Annotated in this window: 20 protein-coding genes, 1 other RNA gene and 1 pseudogene; 18 read left to right on the top strand and 4 right to left on the bottom strand. The window is 63.2% G+C overall.

Annotated features, from left to right (window positions below):
- The first annotated feature begins 9 nt into the window (after positions 1–9).
- From NX782_RS06970 to glpK, 4 genes are all read left to right on the top strand, one after another.
- A complete protein-coding gene (locus tag NX782_RS06970) occupies positions 10–1,131 on the top strand; it encodes a S41 family peptidase (RefSeq protein WP_258844711.1) in 1,122 nt (373 codons plus the stop codon).
- A 42-nt stretch (positions 1,132–1,173) separates the two neighbouring features.
- Positions 1,174–2,403, top strand: coding sequence for a hypothetical protein (locus NX782_RS06965; RefSeq protein WP_258844710.1), 1,230 nt, complete (start codon positions 1,174–1,176; stop codon positions 2,401–2,403).
- 7 nt (positions 2,404–2,410) lie between these two features.
- Positions 2,411–2,757: RNase P RNA component class A (gene rnpB, locus NX782_RS06960), an RNA gene on the top strand.
- 19 nt (positions 2,758–2,776) lie between these two features.
- Entirely contained in the window at positions 2,777–4,270 is a 1,494-nt protein-coding gene (gene glpK, locus NX782_RS06955) for a glycerol kinase GlpK (RefSeq protein ID WP_258844709.1), read from the top strand.
- Here glpK and NX782_RS06950 read toward each other — a convergent pair.
- Positions 4,267–4,812 carry a GNAT family N-acetyltransferase gene (locus tag NX782_RS06950; RefSeq protein WP_258844708.1) on the bottom strand — a complete coding sequence of 182 codons (546 nt, stop codon included), beginning with the start codon at positions 4,810–4,812 and terminating at the stop codon, positions 4,267–4,269. The two genes, glpK and NX782_RS06950, sit on opposite strands and share 4 nt — an antisense overlap.
- Positions 4,813–4,893: 81 nt before the next feature.
- Here NX782_RS06950 and NX782_RS06945 point away from each other — a divergent pair, with 81 nt between their 5' ends.
- The gene (locus NX782_RS06945; protein ID WP_258844707.1) at positions 4,894–5,394 is read left to right on the top strand and encodes a hypothetical protein; all 501 of its coding nucleotides are present in this window, start codon (positions 4,894–4,896) and stop codon (positions 5,392–5,394) included.
- A 52-nt stretch (positions 5,395–5,446) separates the two neighbouring features.
- Entirely contained in the window at positions 5,447–5,836 is a 390-nt protein-coding gene (locus NX782_RS06940) for a hypothetical protein (protein WP_258844706.1), read from the top strand.
- 7 nt (positions 5,837–5,843) lie between these two features.
- On the opposite strand, the gene NX782_RS06935 is transcribed toward NX782_RS06940, so the two are convergent.
- Complete coding sequence (locus tag NX782_RS06935; protein WP_258844705.1) at positions 5,844–6,461, bottom strand: YcxB family protein; 618 nt, start codon at positions 6,459–6,461, stop codon at positions 5,844–5,846.
- A 219-nt stretch (positions 6,462–6,680) separates the two neighbouring features.
- On the opposite strand from NX782_RS06935, the gene NX782_RS06930 reads away from it, so the two are divergent.
- Genes NX782_RS06930 through NX782_RS06910 form a run of 5 tightly spaced genes read left to right on the top strand, consistent with a single transcriptional unit; the run spans position 6,681 to position 13,973 of the window.
- Entirely contained in the window at positions 6,681–10,613 is a 3,933-nt protein-coding gene (locus NX782_RS06930; RefSeq protein ID WP_258844704.1) for an RHS repeat domain-containing protein, read from the top strand.
- Complete coding sequence (locus NX782_RS06925) at positions 10,613–12,892, top strand: RHS repeat-associated core domain-containing protein (protein ID WP_258844703.1); 2,280 nt, start codon at positions 10,613–10,615, stop codon at positions 12,890–12,892. The genes NX782_RS06930 and NX782_RS06925 overlap by 1 nt, the downstream gene beginning before the upstream one ends.
- A 13-nt stretch (positions 12,893–12,905) precedes the next feature.
- Positions 12,906–13,151, top strand: a complete 246-nt coding sequence (locus tag NX782_RS06920) for a hypothetical protein (protein WP_258844702.1) — start codon at positions 12,906–12,908, stop codon at positions 13,149–13,151.
- Positions 13,152–13,203: 52 nt separating this feature from the next.
- Complete coding sequence (locus tag NX782_RS06915; RefSeq protein ID WP_258844701.1) at positions 13,204–13,626, top strand: site-specific integrase; 423 nt, start codon at positions 13,204–13,206, stop codon at positions 13,624–13,626.
- On the top strand, positions 13,623–13,973 hold the full coding sequence (locus NX782_RS06910) for a hypothetical protein (protein ID WP_258844700.1): 351 nt from the start codon (positions 13,623–13,625) through the stop codon (positions 13,971–13,973). Before NX782_RS06915 ends, NX782_RS06910 begins: the two co-directional genes overlap by 4 nt.
- 436 nt (positions 13,974–14,409) lie before the next feature.
- Here NX782_RS06910 and NX782_RS26365 read toward each other — a convergent pair.
- Both NX782_RS26365 and NX782_RS06900 read right to left on the bottom strand, forming a co-directional pair.
- Positions 14,410–14,694: pseudogene (locus NX782_RS26365) on the bottom strand (helix-turn-helix domain-containing protein); the annotation flags it as partial.
- Positions 14,695–15,140: 446 nt separating this feature from the next.
- Positions 15,141–16,103 (bottom strand): AAA family ATPase, encoded by a 963-nt coding sequence (locus NX782_RS06900; RefSeq protein ID WP_258844698.1) that lies wholly within the window; start codon positions 16,101–16,103, stop codon positions 15,141–15,143.
- A 480-nt stretch (positions 16,104–16,583) separates the two neighbouring features.
- On the opposite strand from NX782_RS06900, the gene mraZ reads away from it, so the two are divergent.
- The 7 genes from mraZ to mraY are packed head-to-tail and all read left to right on the top strand — an operon-like array spanning position 16,584 to position 24,211.
- Positions 16,584–17,012 (top strand): division/cell wall cluster transcriptional repressor MraZ, encoded by a 429-nt coding sequence (mraZ, locus tag NX782_RS06895; RefSeq protein ID WP_258844697.1) that lies wholly within the window; start codon positions 16,584–16,586, stop codon positions 17,010–17,012.
- A 12-nt stretch (positions 17,013–17,024) separates the two neighbouring features.
- Positions 17,025–17,996: a 16S rRNA (cytosine(1402)-N(4))-methyltransferase RsmH gene (rsmH, locus tag NX782_RS06890; RefSeq protein ID WP_258844696.1), complete on the top strand. Its 972-nt coding sequence runs from the start codon at positions 17,025–17,027 to the stop codon at positions 17,994–17,996.
- Positions 17,993–18,265 (top strand): cell division protein FtsL, encoded by a 273-nt coding sequence (gene ftsL / locus NX782_RS06885; RefSeq protein WP_258844695.1) that lies wholly within the window; start codon positions 17,993–17,995, stop codon positions 18,263–18,265. Before rsmH ends, ftsL begins: the two co-directional genes overlap by 4 nt.
- Complete coding sequence (locus NX782_RS06880; RefSeq protein ID WP_258844694.1) at positions 18,262–20,049, top strand: peptidoglycan D,D-transpeptidase FtsI family protein; 1,788 nt, start codon at positions 18,262–18,264, stop codon at positions 20,047–20,049. The genes ftsL and NX782_RS06880 overlap by 4 nt, the downstream gene beginning before the upstream one ends.
- Positions 20,049–21,593 (top strand): UDP-N-acetylmuramoyl-L-alanyl-D-glutamate--2,6-diaminopimelate ligase, encoded by a 1,545-nt coding sequence (locus NX782_RS06875; protein ID WP_258844693.1) that lies wholly within the window; start codon positions 20,049–20,051, stop codon positions 21,591–21,593. The genes NX782_RS06880 and NX782_RS06875 overlap by 1 nt, the downstream gene beginning before the upstream one ends.
- 2 nt (positions 21,594–21,595) lie before the next feature.
- A complete protein-coding gene (locus NX782_RS06870) occupies positions 21,596–23,041 on the top strand; it encodes a UDP-N-acetylmuramoyl-tripeptide--D-alanyl-D-alanine ligase (protein WP_258844692.1) in 1,446 nt (481 codons plus the stop codon).
- A complete protein-coding gene (gene mraY / locus NX782_RS06865) occupies positions 23,042–24,211 on the top strand; it encodes a phospho-N-acetylmuramoyl-pentapeptide-transferase (RefSeq protein ID WP_258844691.1) in 1,170 nt (389 codons plus the stop codon).
- Positions 24,212–24,216 lie beyond the last annotated feature (5 nt).

Raw genomic sequence — 24,216 nt, 5'->3', positions numbered from 1 at the left:
AACTAAGTCATGCATATGCTTAAGGTCCGCAAGCTCGTCGTCGCCCTGGCCATCGTCTTGCCAGTCGGTGCATTTGCTGCCGAGACTCCCTACACGCCGGCCGGGTGCGTGGCGGACCTCGATGACATGGACGCCTTCATCCGCGCCAACGATGCCGGTGCCGCCGACGCGCTGGCCGACCACGGCGCGGCAATCGAACAAGCCTTGGCCAAGGCGCGCCAGGAAGCGGCCCAGGCACCGGACATGAAGACCTGCGGCAAGCTCCTGCATGGCTATTCGCGCGCCTGGCGGCCCGGCCATATCGCGGTCGCGCCGACGCCCGGCAACGAGAGCAAGGACGCGCCGCAGGCAGCGAAGGCGGAGGCGAAGCCCGCCACCGATCCGCGCGCACCGCGTTTCCAGGTGCTGGGCAAGAACACGATCCTGTTCGTCATCCCGACCTTCAACGACGCTTATGCGGCGACGATGAAGAAACTGGTGGCCGAGCACCGCGCCGAGCTCGAATCGCACAAGAACTGGATCATCGACGTGCGCGACAACGGCGGCGGATCCGACAGCACCTATGCGCCGCTGATGGGTTTCCTGCTCGACGGCGACCTGCGCGGTTTCCGTACCGAGTACCTGGTGACGCCGGCCAACCTCAAGGCCCAGGAAGCCATCTGCGCCAGCACCAGCATCAAGGCGCACTGCGACAAGCAGATGGCGCCGGTGCTGGAGAAGATGCGGGCAGCCGCGCCGGGCAGCTTCGTGCGGACGGAAGAGGCCCGCGTCGAAGTCGAGAAGATCAAGCTGGAAGCGAAACGGCCGGCCCGTGTCGCGCTGCTGACCGACCGCGACTGCGGCAGCAGCTGCGAACAGTTCGTGCTGGAGGCACGCACCAGCTATCGCGTGAAAGTCGTCGGCCGGCCCACCTACGGCGCGATCGACGTGTCCAACATGCGTCCGCACCTGCTGCCGTCGGGCCGCGCCCAGCTCTGGTATGCCACGACGCGCACGACCCGCCTGCCGGACATGCGCATCGATGCGATCGGGGTGGCGCCGGACATCCTGCTGCCGAAACCGGCGGATGAGGCGGGCCGCGCCGCCGAAATCAAACAGGTGCAGCGCTGGCTCGAGGGCGGGAGCCTGTAAGACCGCAAACCGATCGTCGTATGCATCCTTGAGGAGGCAAGCATGGTTCAACCGACACGCCGCCGGCTGCTGGCAGGACTGGCGCTGCTGGGTGCCGGACCGGCGCTGGCGCAGGTGCAGGTGCAGGTGCAGTATCACGCACCGACGCGGGTATATCTGGTGCCGCTCGACGATTTTTCCGAGTACTACGCCGGTGAACTGGCAAGCCAGCTGCAGGCGGCGCTGGGTATCCGGATACGCTCCTCGATGCGCCTGCCGCCGCTGGACTTGCCCCTGCTGCCCGGCACGGAGCAGTACGCGGGCGAGGAATTGCTGATGCGCGCCGCCGGCGCATCGGCGGGTTTGCCTGGCCTCCTGCCGTCGACCTACCGGGTGTTCCTGACCGCGCGCGACATCAATGCCAGTGCGGGTGGCTTCCGTTACCAGTTCTCGATGCACATGCCGGCGCTGAACTGCTCCGTGGTGTCGATGGCGCGCCTGCTCGATGGCGCCGATCCGTCGCAGCCGGCCGGGCCGGCTGCGACGCGCATGCTCAAGATGGTCAAACGCGCGATCGGCGAACTGCATCTCGGCTGGCGCCGCTCGACCGACCGGCACGACCTGATGTATGCGCCGCTGATGAGCGTGCGCGACATCGACCGTCTCGGCGCGGCGCACCGCATGGAGGAGGGCGAAGGCGAACCGCCGTCCGGGCTCGACGCGCTGCTGGCCGACGCGCGCGACTTCGCGGCCCAGCATGGCGCCCTGCTGCGGATCGGCGCGCTGCTGGTCCTGGGCGGCGTGGCGCGCGCCGCGGCGTCGAGGCCGGACACGGAACTGATCGGCGACTGGGTCTACGCACGCCACACGGGGCAGATCCGCGCGATCGCGGCCTGCGGCTTGCCGGCCGCGGCGATCATGCTGTTCGCGGTCGCCTCCCTGGGGGACGAAGCGTGGTGGATCGTCGCCATCTTCGCCGCCATGGCGCTGGCCTCGCTGTGGCTGATGCTCGAGGTCTTCGGCAGCACCCTGCGCTTCAACGACGATGCGGCCGAGTGGCGCCGCCTGCTGCGCCGCCCGCGCATCGTCAAGCTGCGCGACGCCACCTTCGAGGAGCATCCGCGGCGGCCGGTGTTTACGGTGCGCGACGGCGCCGGCAATGCGATCCGTTTCAATATCCGCTACCGGGTCGGGGCGATCCCGCTGGTGAACTACCTGGCCAGGCGCGCGGACCCGCCGGCTGTGGCGGACGACGACGATCTTGGGACCCTGGTCGCCGATCGGGTACAATGATGCCCGTGAAGCAGGCCAGACAGCCGCTGGCTGGTATCGCAAGATACCGGCGGGAGGAAGGTCCGGACTCCACAGAGCGGGGTGACGGTTAACGGCCGTCCGCCGAAAGCCTGGCGCAAGCCAGGTATAAGGCGAGGAATAGGGCCACAGAGACGAGCGTATTAAGTTACGGTGAAACGCGGTAACCTCCACCTGGAGCAATTCCAAATAGGCACGCGTTGATGTTGCTCGCGGAGCGTGCGGGTAGGAAGCTTGAGCGCCGGAGTAATTCGGCGCCTAGAGGAATGGCTGTCATAGGGGCGTCCCGCAAGGGAGACCACTACACAGAATCCGGCCTATCGGCCTGCTTTACACATAATTCACGGTCACGACGATGGACTACATCCTCGCCCTCGACCAGGGCACCACCAGCTCGCGCGCCATCCTGTTCGATCGACAGGGGCAGGTCTTCGCCAGCGCCCAGCACGAATATCCGCAGCACTTCCCGCAGCCCGGCTGGGTCGAGCACGACCCGCTCGACATCTGGCACAGCCAGCTCGCCTGCGCGCGCGAGGTGCTGCAGCAGAGCGAAACCGATGCTGGCCAGGTGGCGGCGATCGGCATCGCCAACCAGCGCGAAACCACGGTGGTCTGGGACCGTCGTACCGGCCAGCCGCTGTGCCACGCCATCGTCTGGCAGGACCGGCGCACGGCGGCAATCTGCGATGCCCTGCGCGCCGCCGGCAAGGCCGAACTCATCCAGCGCAAGACCGGGCTCGAACTCGACGCCTATTTTTCGGCCACCAAGCTGCAATGGCTGCTGACCCACGTGCCGGGCGCGCGCATCCGCGCCGAACGCGGCGAACTCGCCTTCGGCACCGTCGACAGCTGGCTCGCCTGGAAGCTGACCGGGCGCCACGTCACCGACGTCGGCAACGCCGCCCGCACCATGCTCTTCAATATCAACAGCCTGCGCTGGGACGAGGAGCTGCTGGCGCTGTTCGGCGTGCCGGCCTCGATGCTGCCGGAAGTCGTCGCCAGCAGCGGGCAGGTCGGCGTCACCAAAGAAGAATGGTTCGGCCGCGCGATCCCGCTGGCGGGCATCGCCGGCGACCAGCAGGCGGCGACCTTCGGCCAGGCCTGCCACCGCCGCGGCATGGTCAAGAACACCTATGGCACCGGTTGCTTCATGCTGATGCACGCCGGCGCTGCGCCGCCCGTCTCGCACAACCGCCTGCTGTCCACGGTGGGCTGGACCATCGAAGGGCGCACGGATTATTTATTGGAAGGCAGCGTCTTCATGGGCGGCGCCACCGTGCAGTGGCTGCGCGATGGCCTCGGCATCATCAAGCAGTCGGCTGAGGTCGAAGCGCTGGCCCTGTCGGTGCCGGACAGCGGCGGCGTCATGCTGGTGCCGGCCTTCGCCGGTCTCGGTGCGCCGCACTGGGATGCTTATGCGCGCGGCACCATCGTCGGCATGACGCGCGGGACGACCGGCGCCCACATCGCCCGCGCGGCGGTGGAGAGCATCGCCTACCAGAGCGCCGAGCTGCTGGGCGCGATGCAGAAGGATGCCGCTTGCGCCGTGCACGAGGTGCGCGCGGACGGCGGCGCGGCCCGCAACGACATGCTGATGCAGTTCCAGGCCGACCTGCTGGGCGTGCCGGTGATCCGCCCGCGCGTTACGGAGACGACGGCGCTGGGCGCGGCCTATCTGGCCGGGTTGGCGGTCGGCTTCTGGGCTTCCAGCGAGGAGATCGCGGCGCAGTGGCAGCTCGAGCGCCGCTTCGAGCCGCAGATGCCGGCGGCGCGCCGCGAGCAGCTGATGGCGCGCTGGGCGAAAGCCGTGGTGCATGCCAAAAGCTGGGCCGAGCCTGGGCAGGTTTAATCCGGGATCAGCGAAAACACGTGCGCATTGACCGCCGCGCCGCGCAGCTGCAGGCGCTTGCGGGCCAGGCACTCGTGGACGGCGCCGGCCTTGCGCGCCACCGCCATGCTGGGCAGGTTGCCGTCGGCGATCACGATTTCGACGCGCGCCTGTTTCAGCTCCCCGAACGCGTGCCTTGCCAGCGCCTGGACGGCAGCCGGCGCCGCGCCCTGTCTCTGCTGCGAAGCCCGTGTCCAGTAGCCCAGGTTGCAGAAGGCGTTGACCGTATTGAGCTGGTTCAGGCCGGCGCCGCCGACCAGGGTGCTGCCATCGTCGAGGAAGATGCCGAATTCGTGGGCGTGGCCGGCCGCGCGCGCGGTCTCGCAGAACGCGATCCAGGAGCGGGCCTCGTCGATGCTGTAGGCGGCATGGGCCCAGCCCATCCACTGGCCGAGACCGGACCCCGGATCGGCCGCCGATTCGCGTACCGCCGCGGCAAAGGCGGGGGCGTCCGCCATGATGAAGGGACGAAGCAGGAAGCGGCCGGCATGTAGTTGGGTCATGAAAGAATTATAACGCTGCCGTGCGAGCGATTGGCTGGGGATGGTGCACAATCTGGACAGACCCATTGCATAGGAGCCCCCTTGAAAGCCTTCTTCTCCACCATCCATGCCGTCATTGCCGTGCTGTTCGTCGCCATTTCCTTCCTGCTGATGGTGCTTGCCGCACTGACGGGCTGGAAAGCCATCGGCGCCGAAGTGGGCCAGGGTGCCGAAAGTGCGATCGAAGCGATCGGCCTGCTGGCGATCGCCGTGGTGTCGCTGCAGATTTCCCAGACCATCGCCGAGGAAGAAGTCATCCGCGACGCCCACATCAGCGCCCCGACGCGCGTACGCCGCTACCTGTCGCGCTTCATGGTCGTGGTGGTGGTGGCGCTATCGATCGAGGGCCTGGTCGGCACCTTCAAGGCGCTGCACGAAGAGCCGGAACTGCTGCCGCACGCGGCCTCGGTGCTGGTGGCAGCCGGCATCCTGCTGGCCGGCTGGGGCCTGTTCATCCGCTTCAACAAGGAGGCGGAAGTGCTGGAGCCGGAAGCGATGAAAGAAGCGAAAAGCGAGGACGTCAAACTCGAAGAGAAGGGGTAGAATGTTCCGGAACCCCCTCGAAGGAACCGCGATGCGCTACCGGAACCCGATCATGCCTCTCATCTTTGCGATTGCAGCCGGCACCGGCCTGCCGGCATCGTCCGCCGAGCCGGCGGCAGCACAGACCGCAGCACAGACCGCCCCGCAGCCGGGCGAGATCGACTCGCTGGCCGGGCTGCCGCCCGAGATCCGCACCGTCATCGGCCCGGATGTCGCCGACCGAGGCGGCGCCTTTGCCGCCGGCTGCGTCAGCGCCAACGGCGAGCCGCACAGCCGCTTCGCCGGCGCCCGCCTGGACGGCGATACCGCTCAGGTGAGGATGGAATACGGCGGCATCGCCCATTACTTCGATACGCTGGACTTCCGGCGGGTCGATGGGCGCTGGGTGCATGTGCCCAGGCAGCCGGGGCAGGGTTCTTTCGCAGCGACGCCGGACAAATAAGCGTGGTTCAAACCGCCGCGGCCTGGACTCGGCCGGCGGTGTAGCCACGCAGCTGTTCGCGTTGGCACTGGTCCAGGCAGCGGAAGGGAATCGGAATCCCGCCCTTCGCAAACATCAGCAGGTAGCCGCGCTCGTAGCGGCGCACCATTTTCACCTCATCCCAGCTTTTTTCAAAGATGCCGAGCCGCGACGTGCGGGCGATGCCCTGGCCGTCGATGCGGAATTCGCACACCGGCATGCGGCGTTTTTTCAGGAAGAAGACCGGCGGCGCGATCAGCGCAACCCATACATCCAGCGTGAACGGCAGCGAGAGGAAGGCGAGGGCGCTGACGGCAGCGAACGCGCCGCTGGCCCAGCCCGGATCGAGCATCCACGCGGTCAAGGCGGCAAACACGCCGATTTCGAGCGGTAGCCAGGTCTGGCGCAGCCGTTTTCCTTTCGGCGTATGGCGCAGGATGAAGCCGAGGTGGGCGCGCAGGATGCTCATGTATTCGGCCAGCGTGTACGAGACGCTGAAACGGATCGGCGGGGCGTCGGGCGGCGGCGCGACTTCGCCGGAGGGCGGGTTCTCGATTGTCAGTTCGGTGCCGGCAAAGGGCCGCTGTTTTTGCTGGACGATTTGCATGGCTACCTCTTTACGGTCAGGAGGGCGTGGATGGCTTGTTCCGAACATGTCGACTCCATTCATTGGTATTGGACGGCAGGTCGGTATCGCTCCGTTTATTGCAAGTGTGAAACGAGTGCATTGCGAAAAAATAATTGTTGTATGTAACTTTTGGTGAGTTTTCTCACGCATATGTAATGGCAACATGGGATTTCCCATTGGAACTTCCCTCATAGCCATATGAAAACCAACAAGAAGTTCGCAGTCCTTACCATTGCCATGGCCGTCCAGGCCGCATATGCGCAAACGGCTACTACTTATAGCGATCAGAACAAATTGATCCGCGCCCCCCAGGCGGTAACCCGGCTCGGTGCCGACCTGTTCGGCGACAAGGTCAATCTTTATACGGGCGGATTGGAATTTATTCAGAAGGATGTTTCCTTGCCGGGCAATAGCGGATTGCCGGTCGAAGTGGGCCGGCATATCAAGGTGGGCGAGGACTGGCTGGAGGAGACCCTGTTCGGCCGATGGGATATCGAAATTCCGCACTTGCACGGGATCTTCTCCCGGCAAAAAGGATGGACGACGACTGGCGGCACGACCGCGCGCTGCAGCCAGTTCAGTCGAGCGCCCGACGCTACCAGCCCAACCGCGTCGTGGAGCGGCACTGAATACTGGCATGGCAGCTTCATCTACGTGCCAGGCGTTGGCGACCAAGAAATGCTGCAACGAAGCACTGAATTCCAAACAGCACCAACCGGCAATAGCTATCCCATCGTCACCCGAAACAACTGGGCGATCCGCTGCCTGTCGAGCATGGCAGCCGGCAATGGCAGCAGTGGAGAGGCTTTCGTCGCCGTCTCGCCGGACGGCACCGAATATCGCTTCGACTGGATGGTAAGCCGCAACTACCAGCCGCTGGAGAAATCCTCGTCCGCCCCTGAGCTCTCCAACGCGCCAGTGGCGCCTGAAAAAGCGGACGGCGCCGCGGGTTCTCCCGAAACCAGCGCCACCACGGGCACGACCACCAGCGTCGGAGGCGGTGTGGAAACGCCGACAGTGCCGCAAAACCCACAGCTCAGCCGCGTCGAAATCTGGATCTTGCCGACCCAAGTGACCGACCGCTTCGGAAACACAGTCACTTATACCTACGACACTACCAACAAGTGGCAGTTGAAGAGCATCGTTGCGAATGACGCTTCCGGCGCATCGCGCACGATCACCTTGAATTACCAGACCCCCGGCTCGACGGCTTCCAACCTCGTGTCTTCCGTGACGGATGGCACACGCACCTGGCGCTATGCCTACGATAGCATTGGACAACTGCAAACCGTCACGCTGCCGGATGGTTCGGCATGGCAACTGAGCGGAATCGGCAATTTGCTAAGTGGTATCCAGTATCTCGGTGGAGGCAGCTGCGATGTCCCTGGCAATTTCTCGCCCAGCGAGATCACGGGATCGATGACGCATCCTTCCGGCGCCATCGGCAACTTCATGCTGACGGCAACGCGCCATGGTCGCTCCAACGTGTTCTACGATTGCCGGCATGACTTGTCGAACGAGACATACAAGCCGATGTATGCGAAGAATTTCGACACGTATGCGCTGACGAAGAAGACCATCAGTGGTCCCGGTCTGTTGCCCTTGACCTGGAGGACGCAGTACCCGGTCGAGGCGTCGAGCTGGGCGCCGTGCAATAACTGCGTCGACACCAAGACCGTCAGTGTCACGGACCCGGCTGGCAATATAACCAGGCACACCTTCGGTACCCTGTTCCAGCAAACGGAAGGGCAGCCCGCTAGTACCGAAACCGTCAGCGCGAGCGGCGAAGTCCTGCGTTCGACCAGCCTGCACTACCGCGAACCGGTGGCGCCGCGCGGTTACAGCCTGCAGCCCCGTGGGGATGGCACGATGGCGGCGCGCACCACCGAAGTCGACCGCCGCGACACTGTGCAGCAAGGTGCCACTTTTACTTGGGAAGCGACGGAATTCGACAGCTTCGCACGGCCGACGAAAGTCAACCGCTACAGCAGCCTGAACAGCGGGCGTGTCGAACAGACACTGTATGAAGACAACCTCACCAAATGGATACTCGGCCAGGTCAAGCAGGTGACCGAGCTCAATACCGGCAAGGTGATGCAGCTGAACACCTTCGACCCGAACGTGTCTACAGTGCTGAGCGTCACCAAGTTCGGCAAGCTGCAGAACGCGTTCACGTATTACACCGACGGTACCATCAAGACTGTCTCGGACGGCAAGAACCCGCCGACCACCTATTCGAATTACAAGCGCGGCATCGCCCAGCGCATCGACTACCCGGACGGCAGTTTCGAGACGGCGGCGGTAGACAACCTCGGCAAGATCACCTCGCTGACCAACGAGGCCGGCTCGACCCACTTCTTTGGCTATGACGCCATGGGCCGCCTGGCATCGATCACCTATCCGTCAGCCGATTCGGTGACGTGGAATCAGACCACGCTTTCGTTTGCCCCGGTCGGCGCGCAGGAATACGATCTGGGCGCAGGCCACTGGAAGCAGACAGTCACCACCGGCGGCGCGAAAGAAATCAGTTATCTCGACGCGCTCTGGCGTCCGATCTACGTGGAACGCTACGACAGCACCGACGCCGCCGGCACTTCGCGCATTGTCAAGCGCCAGTACGACTTCGAAGCCTGCACCACTTTCGAATCCTACCCGCAACGCAACTACCAGAGCATCTCGGGCGGCGTCTCCAGCGGCTACGACGCGCTCGGCCGTCTCACCACGCAGTCGACCAGCAGCGAGCTCGGCACGCTCAACGAATACTATTATTACCTGGACGGTTTCAGGAAACAGTACGTCGATGCGAAAGGCAATAGCACCTACTACAGCTATCAGGCCTTCGACCAGCCAAGCGAAGACGCGATCACCAGCGTCACGATGCCGGAAGGGGTGGCACTCGGTATCGCGCGCGACGTCTTCGACAAGACAAAGTCGATCACGCGCAGCGGCGCCGGCCTGAGCCAGACGCGCAGCTATGTCTACGATGGCAATGAGCGCCTGTGCAAGACGATCGAGCCCGAAACCGGCGCCACGGTGCAGGACTACGACCTGGCGAATAACGTGGCCTGGCGCGCCACCGGCCTGGCCCTGCCGTCGACGACGTCTTGCAATACGACGAGCGTTACCGATGCCCGGAAGATGTCCTTCACCTATGACTTGCGCAATCGCCTGAAGGACACAAGCTTCGGCGATGGCAGCGCCGCCATCAACCGGACCTACACGCTAGATGGCCTGCAGGACACGGTGTCGTCGAACGGCAGCAAGTGGACGTATAGCTACAACAAGCGTCGCCTGCTCGAAGGCGAGAGCCTGGCCTATGGCGGCACCACCTACAGCATCGGCCGCAGCTATGACGCCAACGGCTCGCTGACGCAGCTGCGCTACCCGGGCAACAACCTGACGGTGGCGTACAACCCGAACGCGCTGGGCGAGCCACGCCAGGCCGGCACGTATGCGACCGGCGTCACCTACCACCCGAGTGGCGCGATTGCCGGTTTCACCTACGGTAACGGCATCCGCCGCACGCTGGCGCAGAACACCCGTGGCCTGCCGTCGCGCAGCACCGATGCCGGCGTGCTCGACGAGTCCTACACCTACGACAAGAACGCCAACGTCGAGAGCATTGTCGACCAACTGCAAAGCCTGGCGACGCGCAGCATGACGTATGACGGCCTGAATCGCCTGAAGACGACCACCGCGTCCAATCTTTGGGGTACCGCGACCTACGGCTACGACACGCTCGACAACCTGACCTCGACTTCGATCTCGGGCGGTGCGAACTCGCGCAGCACGATCCACAACATCGACTACACGACCAATCGCCTGGCCAGCATCACCAACGGTCCGGCCAAGTTCAATTTCGCCTACGGCTACGACGCGCAAGGCAACATCACAAGCCGCGGCGCGCAGAGCTACACCTTCGACATGGCCAACCGCATGACGGCCGCGGCAGGCCGTGCGACCTATGTGTATGACGGCCTTGGCCGCCGGGTCAGCGTGGTCGGCACCGATGGTGTGAACCGCATCCAGGTCTACAGCCAGGGCGGCCAACTGCTCTACGTCGCACCCACCAGCGGCACTGCGACCAAATACATCTATCTGCACAACCACCAGATCGCGGAGGTGAAGTAATGCTGGCCGTCCATAATTTTTCTGGCTTTTCGCCGGCGATGCTGAAGCGCCTCATGCGCACCATGCTGCCAGCGCTGGCAGTCGTGCTAATGCTGACGTTCGCCAGCGGAACGTCCTGGGCCCAGAACCACACGATCGATGCACCCGACATCCAGGCGCCGCCTGGTTCTACTTTGCTGCCGCCACCGCCGCCGGACGAACCCGATCCGCAGCCCAACTATTACGATGCCGCTACCGGCGTCAACATCGCCGCCCCATCGACGATGGCGCCGGGCAGCACCGCCTACGTCACGGTCACGATCCGCAACAGCGGCACCACGACCTGGTATCCGGGCATGGCCAATCCGTATCGGCTGGGTTCACAGAATCCACAGGACAACACGACCTGGGGCGTGGGACGGGTCGACCTCGGCAGCACTGTCGCACCGGGTGGCAACGCGGTCTTCGGTTTCACCATTACGGCGCCCTCGACGCCTGGCAACTATACCTTCGGCTGGGGCATGCTGCGTGAGGGGATGTACTGGTTCGGCGGCAACATCGCGTCGTCGATCACGGTGGCCGTGCCGGCGCCGGTGTACGACGCCCAGCTGATCTCGGCCAGCGTCCCGTCTTCGATGACGGCGGGGACCTATTACAACGTCTCGATGACGCTGAAGAACACCGGCAATACGACCTGGACCTCACCAGATTTTTCGCTGGGGAACACGGACAACAATTACACCTTCGGCGTGAACCGGGTAGCGATGAGTTCGTCCACTGTCGCGCCGGGCCAGAGCTCTACCTTCAACTTCCAGGTGCTTGCGCCCTCGACCGTTGGGACCTACACCTTCCAGTGGGGCATGGTGTGGGAGTACCACCAGCGCTTCGGGCAGAACAGCACCACCTACATTACCGTGTCGGCGCCAGCCACCCCCAAGCCGACCATCAGTCCTTCGCACACGGCAATGGTGGCGGGGCAGAACTTCACCATGAGCTGGAGCACGACGAATGCGAGCTCGCTGAGCCACACCTGCTCGGCCTCGGGCACCGGCTACAACGTCAACGAATCGCTGGCAGTCAACGGCTCGCGCACGATGACGGCGCAAGCCGGCTGGGTCAGCTATCCGTCTTCCTGCAGCTGGACGGCAAGCGGTCCGGGCGGCACGACCACGGTGTACGAAACACTCAGCACCACGGCTGCGGCGACACCGAAGCCGACCATCAGCGTCTCACGGCCCGCGCTGACGGCAGGACAGAGCTTCATGACCACCTGGAGCACCACCGACGCGACCTCGCTGACGCACGTCTGCACGGCGTCGGGCACGGGCTACACGGTCAACGAATCGCTGGCGGTGAGCGGCTCGCGCGCACTGACGGCGCAGTCGGCCTGGGTCGGCTATCCGTCCTCGTGCACCTGGACCGCCAGCGGTGCCGGCGGCAGCGCGACCTATACGGAAACGATGACCACCGTTGCCGCCACCAACGGCTCGGTGACCTATATCCACACCGATGGGCTGGGCAGTCCGGTGGCGAAGACCGATGCGTCGGGTAACGTGATCAGCCGCACGCGCTACGAGCCTTACGGTTATGTGGCTTCGGGCGACCAGCCGACCATTGGCTTCACGGGCCATGTGAACGATGTGGATACCGGGCTGACGTATATGCAGCAGCGGTATTATGATCCGGTGGCGGGGCGGTTTTTGAGTATTGATCCGGTGGTGACGGATGCGAATACTGGTGGCAGCTTCAATCGGTACGCTTACGCGAGTAATAGCCCGTACAAATACATTGATCCGGATGGTCGTCAAGAGCGAGCAGCCGAGGCATTCAGCGACCAATACCGAAAAGATTTCGCATCGGGTAACGTGCGGGATTACGATCCGTTCGTAGTTCCGGCTGCAGTTGTAACGGGGGCAATGCTTTTCGGCCCGCCTATTGCAGCTGCTGTGCTTGCTGGTGCTCCCGCAGAAGCCGCGGTCGCGGCTGGCGCCGCAGGTAAAGCGACAAGCATAGTTGCGAAGAACGGGGTGGAAATCAAATCGATTGCTCGTCACGCGGTAGATAGAGCGATCGGCGATGGGGGTAAGCGAGCCGGCGTCGGACCAAAGGGAATACTGGACTCACTAAAAAATCCCTTGAAGATCACTGAAACTAAAACTGATGAACTTGGGCGAGCGTCGCAGCGATTTATTGGAAAGGATGCCACGACGGCAGTAAATCCCGATACCGGTAAGATCGTGTCGGTCAACCCCACGTCAACAAAAACTGCTGAAAAGCTTATTAGGGCAGCCGAGCAATAAGTGGAGATTAATAATGTTGATTAAATTGACACTGGAAGAGTGGCAGGTCCTCCAGGAAGTTTCAGCCGAAGCTGATGCCGGGCGTTATCTAGCTTTGTCCGGAGATCAACCTGTTCTTGAGATAACTGATGAGACTGCGGACGAATATAGAAATTTGCTGCAAGACGAGTTCGAGATCCGAGGTATGGACGAAAGGTATGAACCAACCGTGAGAGGGCAAATTTTGGAGTCTCTGATCGATAAGCTTTTTACAGGATAAGCGCGAACTCGATCGAGCGGTCCCGTGACTCTACCGCAGGCAACGCGACGGATTGCCGCTGTCGTTCAACTGCCAGGGCACGCGGCTGGTGGCGGTGCGTGTCTTCTTCCGCTGGCTGACGCGTCAGCATCACCTGCTGTTCAACCCTGTCGGCGAGATGGACCTGCCGAAAAAGGAGACGCGCCTGCCGCGCCATGTCTTGACCGTGGCGGAGATCGCGCAGGTCATCGATGCGGCCGGCAGCGGCGAACTCGGCCTGCGCGACCGGGCGATCCTCGAGACGCTGTACAGCACCAGCATGCGGCGCGCCGATCAAGGTGTATCGCCAGGGAAGGTTCCAGGATCATCCGCGTTGTACGAGAAACAGATTGACTCTGCGGGAAAAACTATCCAATACACGAAAACAACGACCGCGCCAGACGGGGCAATTGTTCACGTGAAGGACAAAATTACAGGCAATGTGGTGACCCCATGAACAATGAAAGATCAATCGTTGTCGAAAACCTACTTAATTTTTCGAGACCGCTAGATGAGTTGCAACGACAGCTCAGCAGTTTTGATTGGGATTTCGAAGGAATCACGACTGTATTGCATTCTGAGCACATCGTACAGGTGCTTCGACGATATCTGAGCGGTGAACTAACCGCTTCTATGGTGGAGCAATGGGCAAATTTGATTGAAGGACGGGAGGATATTAGCTTTGACATTAATAACGAAAAATGGGTAACGGATACCATTTATGAGCTCGCCAATCCTGTCCTAGCTACGCCGCTCCAAATAGCAAGAGCACGTGAATTAATTTTAGAAGGCGAGGAAGCCTGAATTGAGGAAGCCCTATTCCATGTCTTAACGAAGGAACACCAAGGCCGCAGTTGATCATTTTTGCGAGTAGGCAAAAGGCGTGTGTAGCGCTCGAGCAATGTAAAGATGTGACCGCGGCCTGGTGAACGCAACAGGTCATTGCGACGTCAACTGCGATATCAACGGTAACGTCCACTCCAACGTCCACGCTTAGGGTAGGCATCGTCAGGACAGGATGAGAAACGTATCGTTACGACGAGTCGTGGCGATACGGCGCCGCGCGACATTCGGTGGCGCAGCCCCCATCACGCCGCGCAGCTTTTCCTGAACTTAGGGCATGTCCAGAGACCCGTACCGCAGCGGTAGCCATCCTTCTTTTAAACAAAAAAGGCCACTCCCTCCGGAATTTCCGGATGCGAGAGGCTTCTTCTTTTTTAGCCGCTAAAAAGCGGTTCGTTTAGCTGCTCAAGTTGCCCACCATCTGCTTGGTCTGGAACTTGATGATCATCCTGTCGAGCAGCGCCTTGACGAACTTGCGCTCTTCCTCAGGGAATTGGGACACGGCCTCGGACTACAGGCGCAGGTCGTCCGAGGGCCCACGCTCGTGTTCATCGAACAGCAAGAAATCTGTGCTGGTGTGTAGGGCCACGGCGATCTTGCGCAGCGCGTCCAGTGATGGCTGCGCCTCGCCGAACTCGTACTTCTTGAGGCTGTTGACGTGTATGCCCATCGCGTCGGCAAGGACTTATCCGCTTTACGAAATACGTGAACTCGGATGGGCTATCGTGGACGGGCAAACCGATGCCTAGCCCTTCCCGGTGCGTTTCAGATGTTTCTTGCCTGACTTTCCTAGGTCCGACTAACCCGTACGCCTCAACGTATTCTGGAAAACGGCACATCGGCTTGAAAACGGATTGGCGTCATCGAAAGGTATACTGATGATGCAGGTCTTCGAGGAGAAGATGGTTTGCACTTTGGAGCCAAGTGATACATCGATTCACTGCGGTACCTGCAGAGCGTGGCGAGCGTGAATTTGTCCTTCGGGTCGGAAGCGTCGAGGCTTTTTCGAACTGTTGAACGCTATCCCTCAAAAAGTGCAGCTGTTTCCCGTAGAGATTTTTCTTCTAATGAACCCGATTGGAAGTATTTTCAGGGCCTCATCGGCGAGAACTGGTAATCAGGAAAAGATCAGAATCCAATCCGCCCCTTACCCGGCATAAGCTTGACCCGAATATCCCCCGCAATCACATGCTCCCGCCCATCCGCCACGGCATAACCAAGACCATCGAGTAAAGTCTTGCGCAAATCCCGCGGCGACACCCCGGCAAGCCTATCCAGCACCACATCCCCCAGCCGCGGATCGAAACCGCCCAGGTTCAACTCCTTCAGCAGACCCGCATACATCCGCTGCGCAATCCCCGCGGCTTGCTCGGGCGTCGGCGCCGGCACCTCATACACGGCCATCCGGTTCAAAAGAGGATGTGGAATCCCCTCGGTCGAATTCGCGGTCAGCACCCAGAAAATCTGCGACGCATCGATATCCACGTCGATGAACTCGTCGCGGAAAGCCGACGCCGTTTCCGGCTCCAGCAACTGATACAAGGCCGCCAGCGGATCGGATTGCGAGGAGCCGGTCGCCTTCTCGACCTCGTCGAGCACGATCACCGGGTTCGCATACTTGCCGCGCACCAGGCGCTCGGCCACCTTGCCGCATTTGGCGCCGCGCCAGCTGGCCGAGCTGCCGGTAATGACGAAGCCGGCCGAGAGGGCGTTCATGCTGATCAGCTCGCAGTCGGTCTGCATGACCTTGGCCAACTGCTTGGCGAAGTGGGTCTTGCCGACGCCGGGGCCGCCCAGCAGCAGGATCGGCATGACGTTGAAACCTCGAATTTCTCCTCCCTTGCCTGCATGGGCCAGGCGCAGGTAGCGCGCCAGGTCGTCCAGCACTTCCTCGAAGTTGGGGCAGGCCTCGAACAGCGGGTCGAGGGCGTCGATGGAAGAGGGGGTGGTGACGAAGCGTTCGGCGCCGGTCTCGAGCATGCGCTCGTAAAAGGTGTCGAGCTCGGGCGAACGTCCGCGGCTGCGGTCGAGCGCACCCTGGACCTCGAGGAGATCGTAGACGGTGCGAGTCCGGGCTAATGTGATGCTCACGGGGGCCTCCAGCGCAGGCGCTGCCTGCGAGTTAGTACGCGCTTACTTACACCCGTTAACGGCTGGGTGTTCGCTGGAATTTATCCTAACCCGCTCCGCATGAATCTGCAATTTCCCACCGAACCGTATCATCCATGCCGCATAGGTGCTGTCGCATCGAAACCGATCTACCGGCAGTAAAAAGTTGCGGACGATCAAACGTAAAACCCATGTGTATACATGAGCTGCCACATGCACTCTCTAAGCTAAGTCCCTAATTTTGCTCAACATTTTTACTTGAGGCAGCTTCAGGGAAGTTCGCTAAGTCATTGGTTTCATTAGCAATTTCGCGCTTTTCGAAAGGTGAATTCGCTTGACCAAGGACAACGCTTCCTCTAAAGTGGGAAACGGTGGCAAAAAGTGCAGTTTTGTGGGAGAAACTCAGGTCTCCCCGGCGCCTAAAACTAACAAACTGATAACTCTCCAAAACTAGGTAAATACGTGTTTCAGGGCGCGTCAGCGATCAATCTCGATGCGAAGGGGCGGATGTCAATACCGTCCAAGCACCGTGACGCCTTGTTGCAGCAGTGTGAAGGCCGTATGACGCTCACGAAACACCCGCATGGTTGCCTGTTGTTCTTCCCCCGTCCGGTGTGGGAACAGCATCGCGAACAGATCGCCGCCTGGCCGATGTCCGCTAGGGCGTGGCAACGCATTTTCCTGGGTAATGCCTGCGATGTCGAGTTGGACGGATCGGGCCGGGTGCTCATTTCACCCGAACTGCGCAGCGCAGTTGGTTTGGAGAAGGAAGTGATGATGCTCGGGATGGGGACCCATTTCGAGATCTGGGACGCCGCCCGACTTGCCGCGGACGAGGCCGAAGCCGTCGCCGGTGGCATGCCCGATGTCCTTTCCAACTTCTCCTTTTAAGAAGGCACCGCCATGAACATGGAAAATCCGGTGCCGGAATTGCAGCACGGTTTACAGCATCGCACGGTGCTGCTCGATGAAGCAGTCGATGCGCTCGCTCTCGAAGGCGCGCGCGCATCCGGTACGTATGTAGACGGCACTTTCGGCCGCGGCGGTCACAGCCGGCTGATCCTGTCGAAGCTGGCGCCCGAGGGCCGCCTGATCGCTTTCGACAAGGATCTCCAGGCGATCGCCACCGCCGAGCAGATCGGCGATCCGCGTTTCGCGATCGTGCACGACAGTTTCGCGACGATGCGCGAAGCACTGGCGGCACGCGGTATCGCCCAGGTAGACGGCATTCTGCTGGACCTCGGTATTTCGTCGCCCCAGGTGGACGACGCCAGCCGCGGTTTCAGCTTCCGCAACGACGGTCCTCTGGACATGCGGATGGATACGACACGGGGCATCTCGGCCGCCGAATGGCTGGCCGTGGTGGACGAAAGACAACTGGAAAAGGTGATTCGCGATTATGGGGAAGAACGGTTTGCTTTTCAGATTGCAAAGGCGATTACTGCTCGCCGGACAATCGAGCCAATTTCAAGCACACGACAGCTTGCCGCAATCGTGGCAAACGCGGTCAAAACCCGGGAGAAAGGCAAGGATCCGGCAACCCGCACCTTTCAGGCTATCCGGATTTTCATCAATCAAGAGCTTGAGGACCTTGAAGCAGGTCTGAACGCGGCTTTCGAACTGCTGGCGCCGGGCGCGCGCATGTCGGTCATCAGCTTCCATTCGCTGGAAGACCGCATGGTCAAGCAGTTCCTGGCCTCGAAGGCCAAGGTCGAGCAGCCGGACCGCCGGCTGCCGATCCGTGCCGCCGATCTGCCTCAGCCCTTGATGAAGCTGATCTCGAAGACCAAGCCGTCCGGCCCGGAGGTCGAGGCCAACCCGCGCGCCCGTTCGGCGGTGCTGCGCGTGGCCGAGCGCCTGGAGACTGCTCGATGACCGGCAAGATCAACGTCGTGCTGACCACGCTGCTGGTCGGCTGCGCGCTGTCGGTCGTGAATGCCCGCTACCAGCGCAACCACCTCGTCAACGACATCGAGAAACTGGCGACCCAGCAGCGCCAGCTCGACATCGACTGGTCCCAGCTCCAGCTCGACCAGTCCACCCTCGGCAAGAACGAGCGCATCGAGCAGATCGCGCGCGTCAACCTGAACATGGCGCCCCTGACCCCGGCGCGTACCCAGTACCTGACGGAAGGCGGCAAATGAGGTCGACTGCCAGCTCGTCCCGGACCAATTCCCGCGTCGCCGCCTCCAAGGGCGTGGCCTTTTCGAAGAGCCCGGTGCTGGCGGTGCGCCTGCCGGACTGGCGCTCGCGCGTCGTGCTGTTCGTGCTGTTTGCCGCATTCGCGGCGCTGGCCGGCCGCGCGGTGTGGGTCCAGGTCGCCGACAACAAATTCCTGCAGGAGCAGGGCGCCAACCGCTACATGCGCACCCAGGAACTGCCGGCCACGCGCGGCAAGATCTTCGACCGCAACGGCATGGTGCTGGCTTCCTCGCTGCCGGTGAAGTCGGTCTCCATCTTCACCGACGACTACAAGGCCAATCCGGCCTCCAACGAAACCGTGCGCGAGCTGGCCAGCCTGCTCGAGATGCCGGAATCGGAGCTGCGCAAGAAGCTGAACTCGGAGCGCAGCTACGTCTACCTGAAACGCCAGGTCGAGATGGACGCCGTCGCGAAAATCGAGAAGCTCGGCATCGACGGCCTCGACACCCGCAAGGAATACAAGCGCTATTACCCGCAGGGCGAGGTGATGGCGCACATGGTCGGCTTCACCAACGTCGAGGACGTCGGCCAGGAAGCGATGGAACTGGCGCAGCAGAAGTCGCTGGCCGGCCAGCCGGGCAGCCGTCGCGTGATCAAGGACCGCCTGGGCCGCATCGTCGAAGACGTCGGCATGTCGCGCGAGCCGCACGACGGCAAGGACCTGACCCTGTCGGTCGACAGCAAGCTGCAGTACATCGCCTTCAACAGCATCAAGAACGCGGTCGAGAAATTCCAGGCCAAGGCCGGCGCCGCGGTCGTGCTGGACGTGCACACCGGCGAGGTGCTGGCGCTGGCCAACTGGCCGACCTACGATCCGAACAACCGCAGCCACCTGACCGGCGAGCAGCTGCGCAACCGCGTCATCACCGACACTTTCGAGCCGGGTTCGACCTTCAAGCCCTTCACCGTGGCGCTGGCGCTGGACAAGGGCCTGATCACGCCGAAGACCCTGATCGACACCGGCAACGGCCGCTACATGGTGACCGGCAAGCCGATCCGCGACACCCATCCGCACGGCGTGATCGACATCGGCACCATCATCCAGAAGTCGTCCAACATCGGCACCACCAAGATCTCGCAGATGATGTCGGCGCAGGAGATGTGGGAGATGTTCACCAAGGTCGGCCTGGGCCAGGCGCCGCGCTTCGGCTTCCCCGGCGCGGTGGCCGGCCGCGTGCGTCCGTATAAATCCTGGCGCCCGGTGGAGCAGGCCAACATGTCCTTCGGCCAGGGCCTCTCGATGTCGCTGCTGCAGCTGGCGCGCGCCTACATGATCTTTGCGCGCGACGGCGACATGATCCCGCTGTCCTTCCAGAAGGTGACCGAGAAGCCGGTCGGCCAGCAGATCATCTCGCCGAAGACCGCGGCCCAGATGCGCGTCATGCTCGAATCCGTGGTGAGCCCGGAAGGCACCGCATCGAAGGCCCAGGTGGCCGGCTACCGCGTGGGCGGCAAGACCGGCACCGCGCAGAAGGTCATCGACGGCCGCTATTCCCAGAGCCGCTACGTCGGCAACTTCGTCGGCGTGGCGCCGATGTCGAACCCGCGCTTCGTCATTGCGGTGATGATCGACGATCCGCGCGGCCCCTTCCACACCGGCGGTGCGGTGGCGGCGCCGACCTTCGCGGCGCTGGCCGCGAATGCCTTGCGGGCGGAGAACGTGCCGCCGGACTCGACGGTCACGGACATCATCATCCCCGAACATCCAATCGAGGAGAGCGACTGATGCTGGATCTGAACGGGATCTGCCAGTGGATACGCGCCGCCGCACCAGGCGGCCGTCTCGTTTCCGACTCGCGCCGCATCCAGCGCGGCGACGTGTTCTTCGCCTATCCGGGCGAGGGCGCCGCGGACGGCCGCAACTACATCGCTTCCGCGCTCGAGAAGGGCGCCGCCGCCGTGGTGCATGAAGCGCGCAGCTTCGAGTGGAGCGCGGCGCCCGAGGTGCCGCACCTGGCCCTCGAGAACCTGAAAAAGAACGCCGGCGCCATCGCCCATGCCTACTACGGCCAGCCGGACGCCGGCATGTTCACCGTGGGCGTCACCGGCACCAACGGCAAGACATCGATCGCCTTGTGGACGGCGCAGGCGCTGGCCCGCCTGAGCAGCGTGGACCAGGGCGTGGGCGTGATCGGCACCCTGGGTGTGGGCCTGGTGCGAGCGCGCGCGGAAGCGGAATTCGACGTCACCGGCTACACCACGCCGGACGCGGTGCTGCTGGCGACCCGCCTGGCCGGCCTGCGCGATGCCGGTGCCGGCGCGCTGGCGATCGAAGTGTCCTCGATCGGCCTGGTCGAGGAACGCACGGCCGGCATGCATTTCGACGTTGCCGTGTTCACCAACCTGACGCGCGACCATCTGGATTATCACGGCGACATGGCCAGCTACGAGGCGGCCAAGCTGAAGCTGTTCCAGTGGCCGGGCCTGAAGCACGCCGTGCTCAACCTAGACGACGACGCCGCCCGCCGCATCGCGGCCTGGCTGCGCGCGCAGCGCCCGGAAGTGGCCGTGACCGGCTACACGGCGCGCAGCGAAGACGAACAGGCGGACCTGGACGGTGTGACGATCCTGCGCGCCCGCCAACTGCGTTCGCGCCCGGCCGGTACCGAGTTCTGGCTCGATGCACCGGCCGGCAGCGCACAGGCGCGCACGCGCCTGGTGGGCCACTTCAATGTCAGCAATGCGCTGGCGGTGCTGGGCGTACTGCTGGCCAGGGGCACGCCGCTGCGCGCCGCACTGGAGGTCATCGAAACCCTCGAGCCGGCGCCGGGCCGCATGCAGCAGATCGGCGGCGCCGATGCGCCGCTGGTCGTGATCGATTACGCGCACACGCCCGACGCGCTGGAAAAAGCCCTGAGCGCGCTGCGCCAGGTGGCCCACGAGCGCGGCGGCCAGTTGTGGTGCGTGTTCGGCTGCGGCGGCGACCGCGACCCGGGCAAGCGCCCGCAGATGGGCGCCATCGCGCAGATGGCCGAGCACGTGCTGGTCACCAGCGACAATCCGCGCAGCGAAGAGCCGCGCGCGATCATCGAGCAGATCGTGGCCGGCATGGACCCGCACCATCCGAACTCGCAATACCAGGCGATCGAAGACCGTGCCGCCGCCATCCTGTCGGCGGTGAAGCACGCCGGCAAGCCGGACGTGATCCTGCTGGCCGGGAAGGGGCATGAGCCCTACCAGGAAATCAAAGGCCGGAAAATGCCGTTTTCCGATGCCGACCATGCCACGCTGGCCTTGAGCGCGCGGCTGACGATGATGAGGACAAATTAAGAATGCATGGCTCGCTTCAACAGCTGACCGCTTCGATCGACGGCGCACGCATGACGCGTGACGCCGCTTTCGAAGGCGTGTCGACCGACAGCCGCTCGGCCCCGGCCGGCGCGCTGTTCGTCGCGCTGCGCGGCGAAACCTTCGATGCCCACGACTTCCTCGACCAGGTGGCGGCGCGCAAGGTGGCCGCCGTGGTGGTCGAACAGCTGCCCGACAACTTCCCGCTGCCGGCGCTGGTGGTGCCGGACACGCTGGCGGCCCTGGGCCGCATCGGTAACGCCTGGCGCAGCCAGTTCGGCATGCCGGTCATCGGCGTCACCGGCAGCAACGGCAAGACCACGGTCAAGGAGATGATCGCTTCGATTCTCGCCGCCGCGTTCGGCGAAGAGGCGCGCCTGGCCACCCAGGGCAACCTGAACAACGAGATCGGCGTGCCGCTGACCGTGATGCGCCTGACCGACGCGCACAAGGCCGCGGTGGTCGAACTGGGCATGAACCATCCGGGCGAGATCGCGCGTCTGGCAGCGATTGCCGCACCGACCGTCGCCCTGGTTAACAACGCCCAGCGCGAGCACCAGGAATTCATGCACACCGTGGAAGCGGTGGCGCGCGAGAACGGCTCGGTGCTGGCCGCCTTGCCGGCAAATGGCATCGCCGTGTTCCCGGGCGACGACGAATACACGCCGCTGTGGCGCGAACTGGCCGGCGACCGCGCCGTGCTGAGCTTCGGCCTGAGCGAGGCGTGCGACGTGCGTGCGACTTACACGCCGAACAGCTTCGGCGCCGAGCTTACCGTTACGTCGTCCCCGCGCAGGCGGGGACCCAAGGTTGGCACCGCAGACGAGCAGGCAAACTTGGGTTCCCGCCTTCGCGGGAACGACGATGCTACGTTCACCATCAAGCTTTCCGCAGCGGGTGAGCACAACGTAAGAAACGCCCTGGCCGCCTGCGCCTGCGCCCTGGCCGCCGGCATCCCGGTCGAGGCCATCGTGCGCGGCCTGGAAAATTTTGCGCCCGTCAGCGGCCGCCTGCAGCGCAAGCAGGCCGCGAACGGCGCGACCGTGATCGACGACTCCTATAACGCCAACCCGGACTCGGTGCGCGCCGCCATCGACGTGCTGGCGCAGGCCGCCGCGCCACGCATCCTGGTGCTGGGCGATATGGGCGAAGTCGGCACGCAGGGACCCGAGTTCCACGAAGAGATCGGTGCGTATGCGGCAAGCCGCGGCATCGAGTCCGTGCTCGTCACCGGCGCATTGGCGCGCCACATGGTGGGCACGGGCGCGCAACACTTTGAGCAGTTCGACGATTTATTGGCAGCACTGAATAAACAACTGGGCAGCAAATCCGACGCAACTGTGTTGGTGAAGGGCTCGCGCTTCATGAAGATGGAACGCGTGGTCCAACATCTCGTTCAATCACAAAACACTGGCAAGGATTCCCACTAAATGCTTCTCTGGCTCGCACAATATTTCCAGGACTACGTCGGTCCGATGCGGATCTTTAACTACATCACCTTCCGTGCGGTGTTCGCGACCATCACCGCGATTGCCATCGGCCTGCTGTGCGGCCCGGCGGTGATCCGCAAGCTGACCGCGATGAAGGTCGGCCAGGCAGTTCGCACCTACGGTCCGCAGACCCACCTGGCCAAGCACGGCACCCCGACCATGGGCGGCGTGCTGGTGCTGATCGCGATCGGCTTTTCGACCCTGCTGTGGTGCGACCTGTCGAACCGCCTGATCTGGCCGGTGCTGGTGGTCACGCTCGGCTTCGGCGCGATCGGCTGGGTCGACGATTACCGCAAGGTGGTCTACAAGGACCCGGAAGGCATGCGTTCGGGCGAAAAATACTTCTGGATGTCGCTGATCGGCGTCGCGTCCTCGCTCTACCTGGCGTTCTCGGTCTCGGCCGCGACCCCGTGGGAAGTGGGCCAGCTGTTCTTCGCCTGGGTGCAGTCGGGCTTCTCGATGGACCTGCCGCCGAAGGCCGACCTGATCGTCCCGTTCTTCAAGACCATCAGCTACCCGCTGGGCGTGTGGGGCTTCATCGCGCTGACCTATTGCGTGATCGTGGGCGCCTCCAACGCCGTCAACTTCACCGACGGTCTGGACGGCCTGGCCATCATGCCGACCGTGATGGTGGGCGGCGCGCTGGGCCTGTTCGCCTACCTGACCGGTAACGCGACCTATTCGAAATACCTGTTCATCCCGCACATCCCGGGCGCCGGCGAACTGCTGATCTTCTGCGGCGCGATGGCGGGCGCGGGCCTGGCCTTCCTCTGGTACAACGCGCACCCGGCGCAGATGTTCATGGGCGACGTCGGCGCGCTGGCGCTGGGCGGCGCGCTCGGCACCATCGCCGTCATCGTGCGCCAGGAGATCGTGCTGTTCATCATGGGCGGCGTGTTCGTGGCCGAGACCCTGTCGGTGATCATCCAGGTCAGCTGGTTCAAGTACACCAAGAAGCGCTACGGCGCGGGACGGCGCGTGTTCCTGATGGCGCCGCTGCACCACCATTTCGAACAGAAGGGCTGGAAGGAAACCAAGGTTGTGGCGCGCTTCTGGATCGTGACCATCGTGTTGGTCCTGATCGGCATTTCGACCCTGAAACTGCGATAAAACGG

Origin of the sequence: Massilia norwichensis (assembly GCF_024753245.1) — a bacterium.
GTDB classification, from domain to species: domain Bacteria; phylum Pseudomonadota; class Gammaproteobacteria; order Burkholderiales; family Burkholderiaceae_D; genus Telluria; species Telluria norwichensis.
Note: the sequence above shows the minus strand (reverse complement) of the source record. Positions and strands in the feature narration are given on the sequence as shown.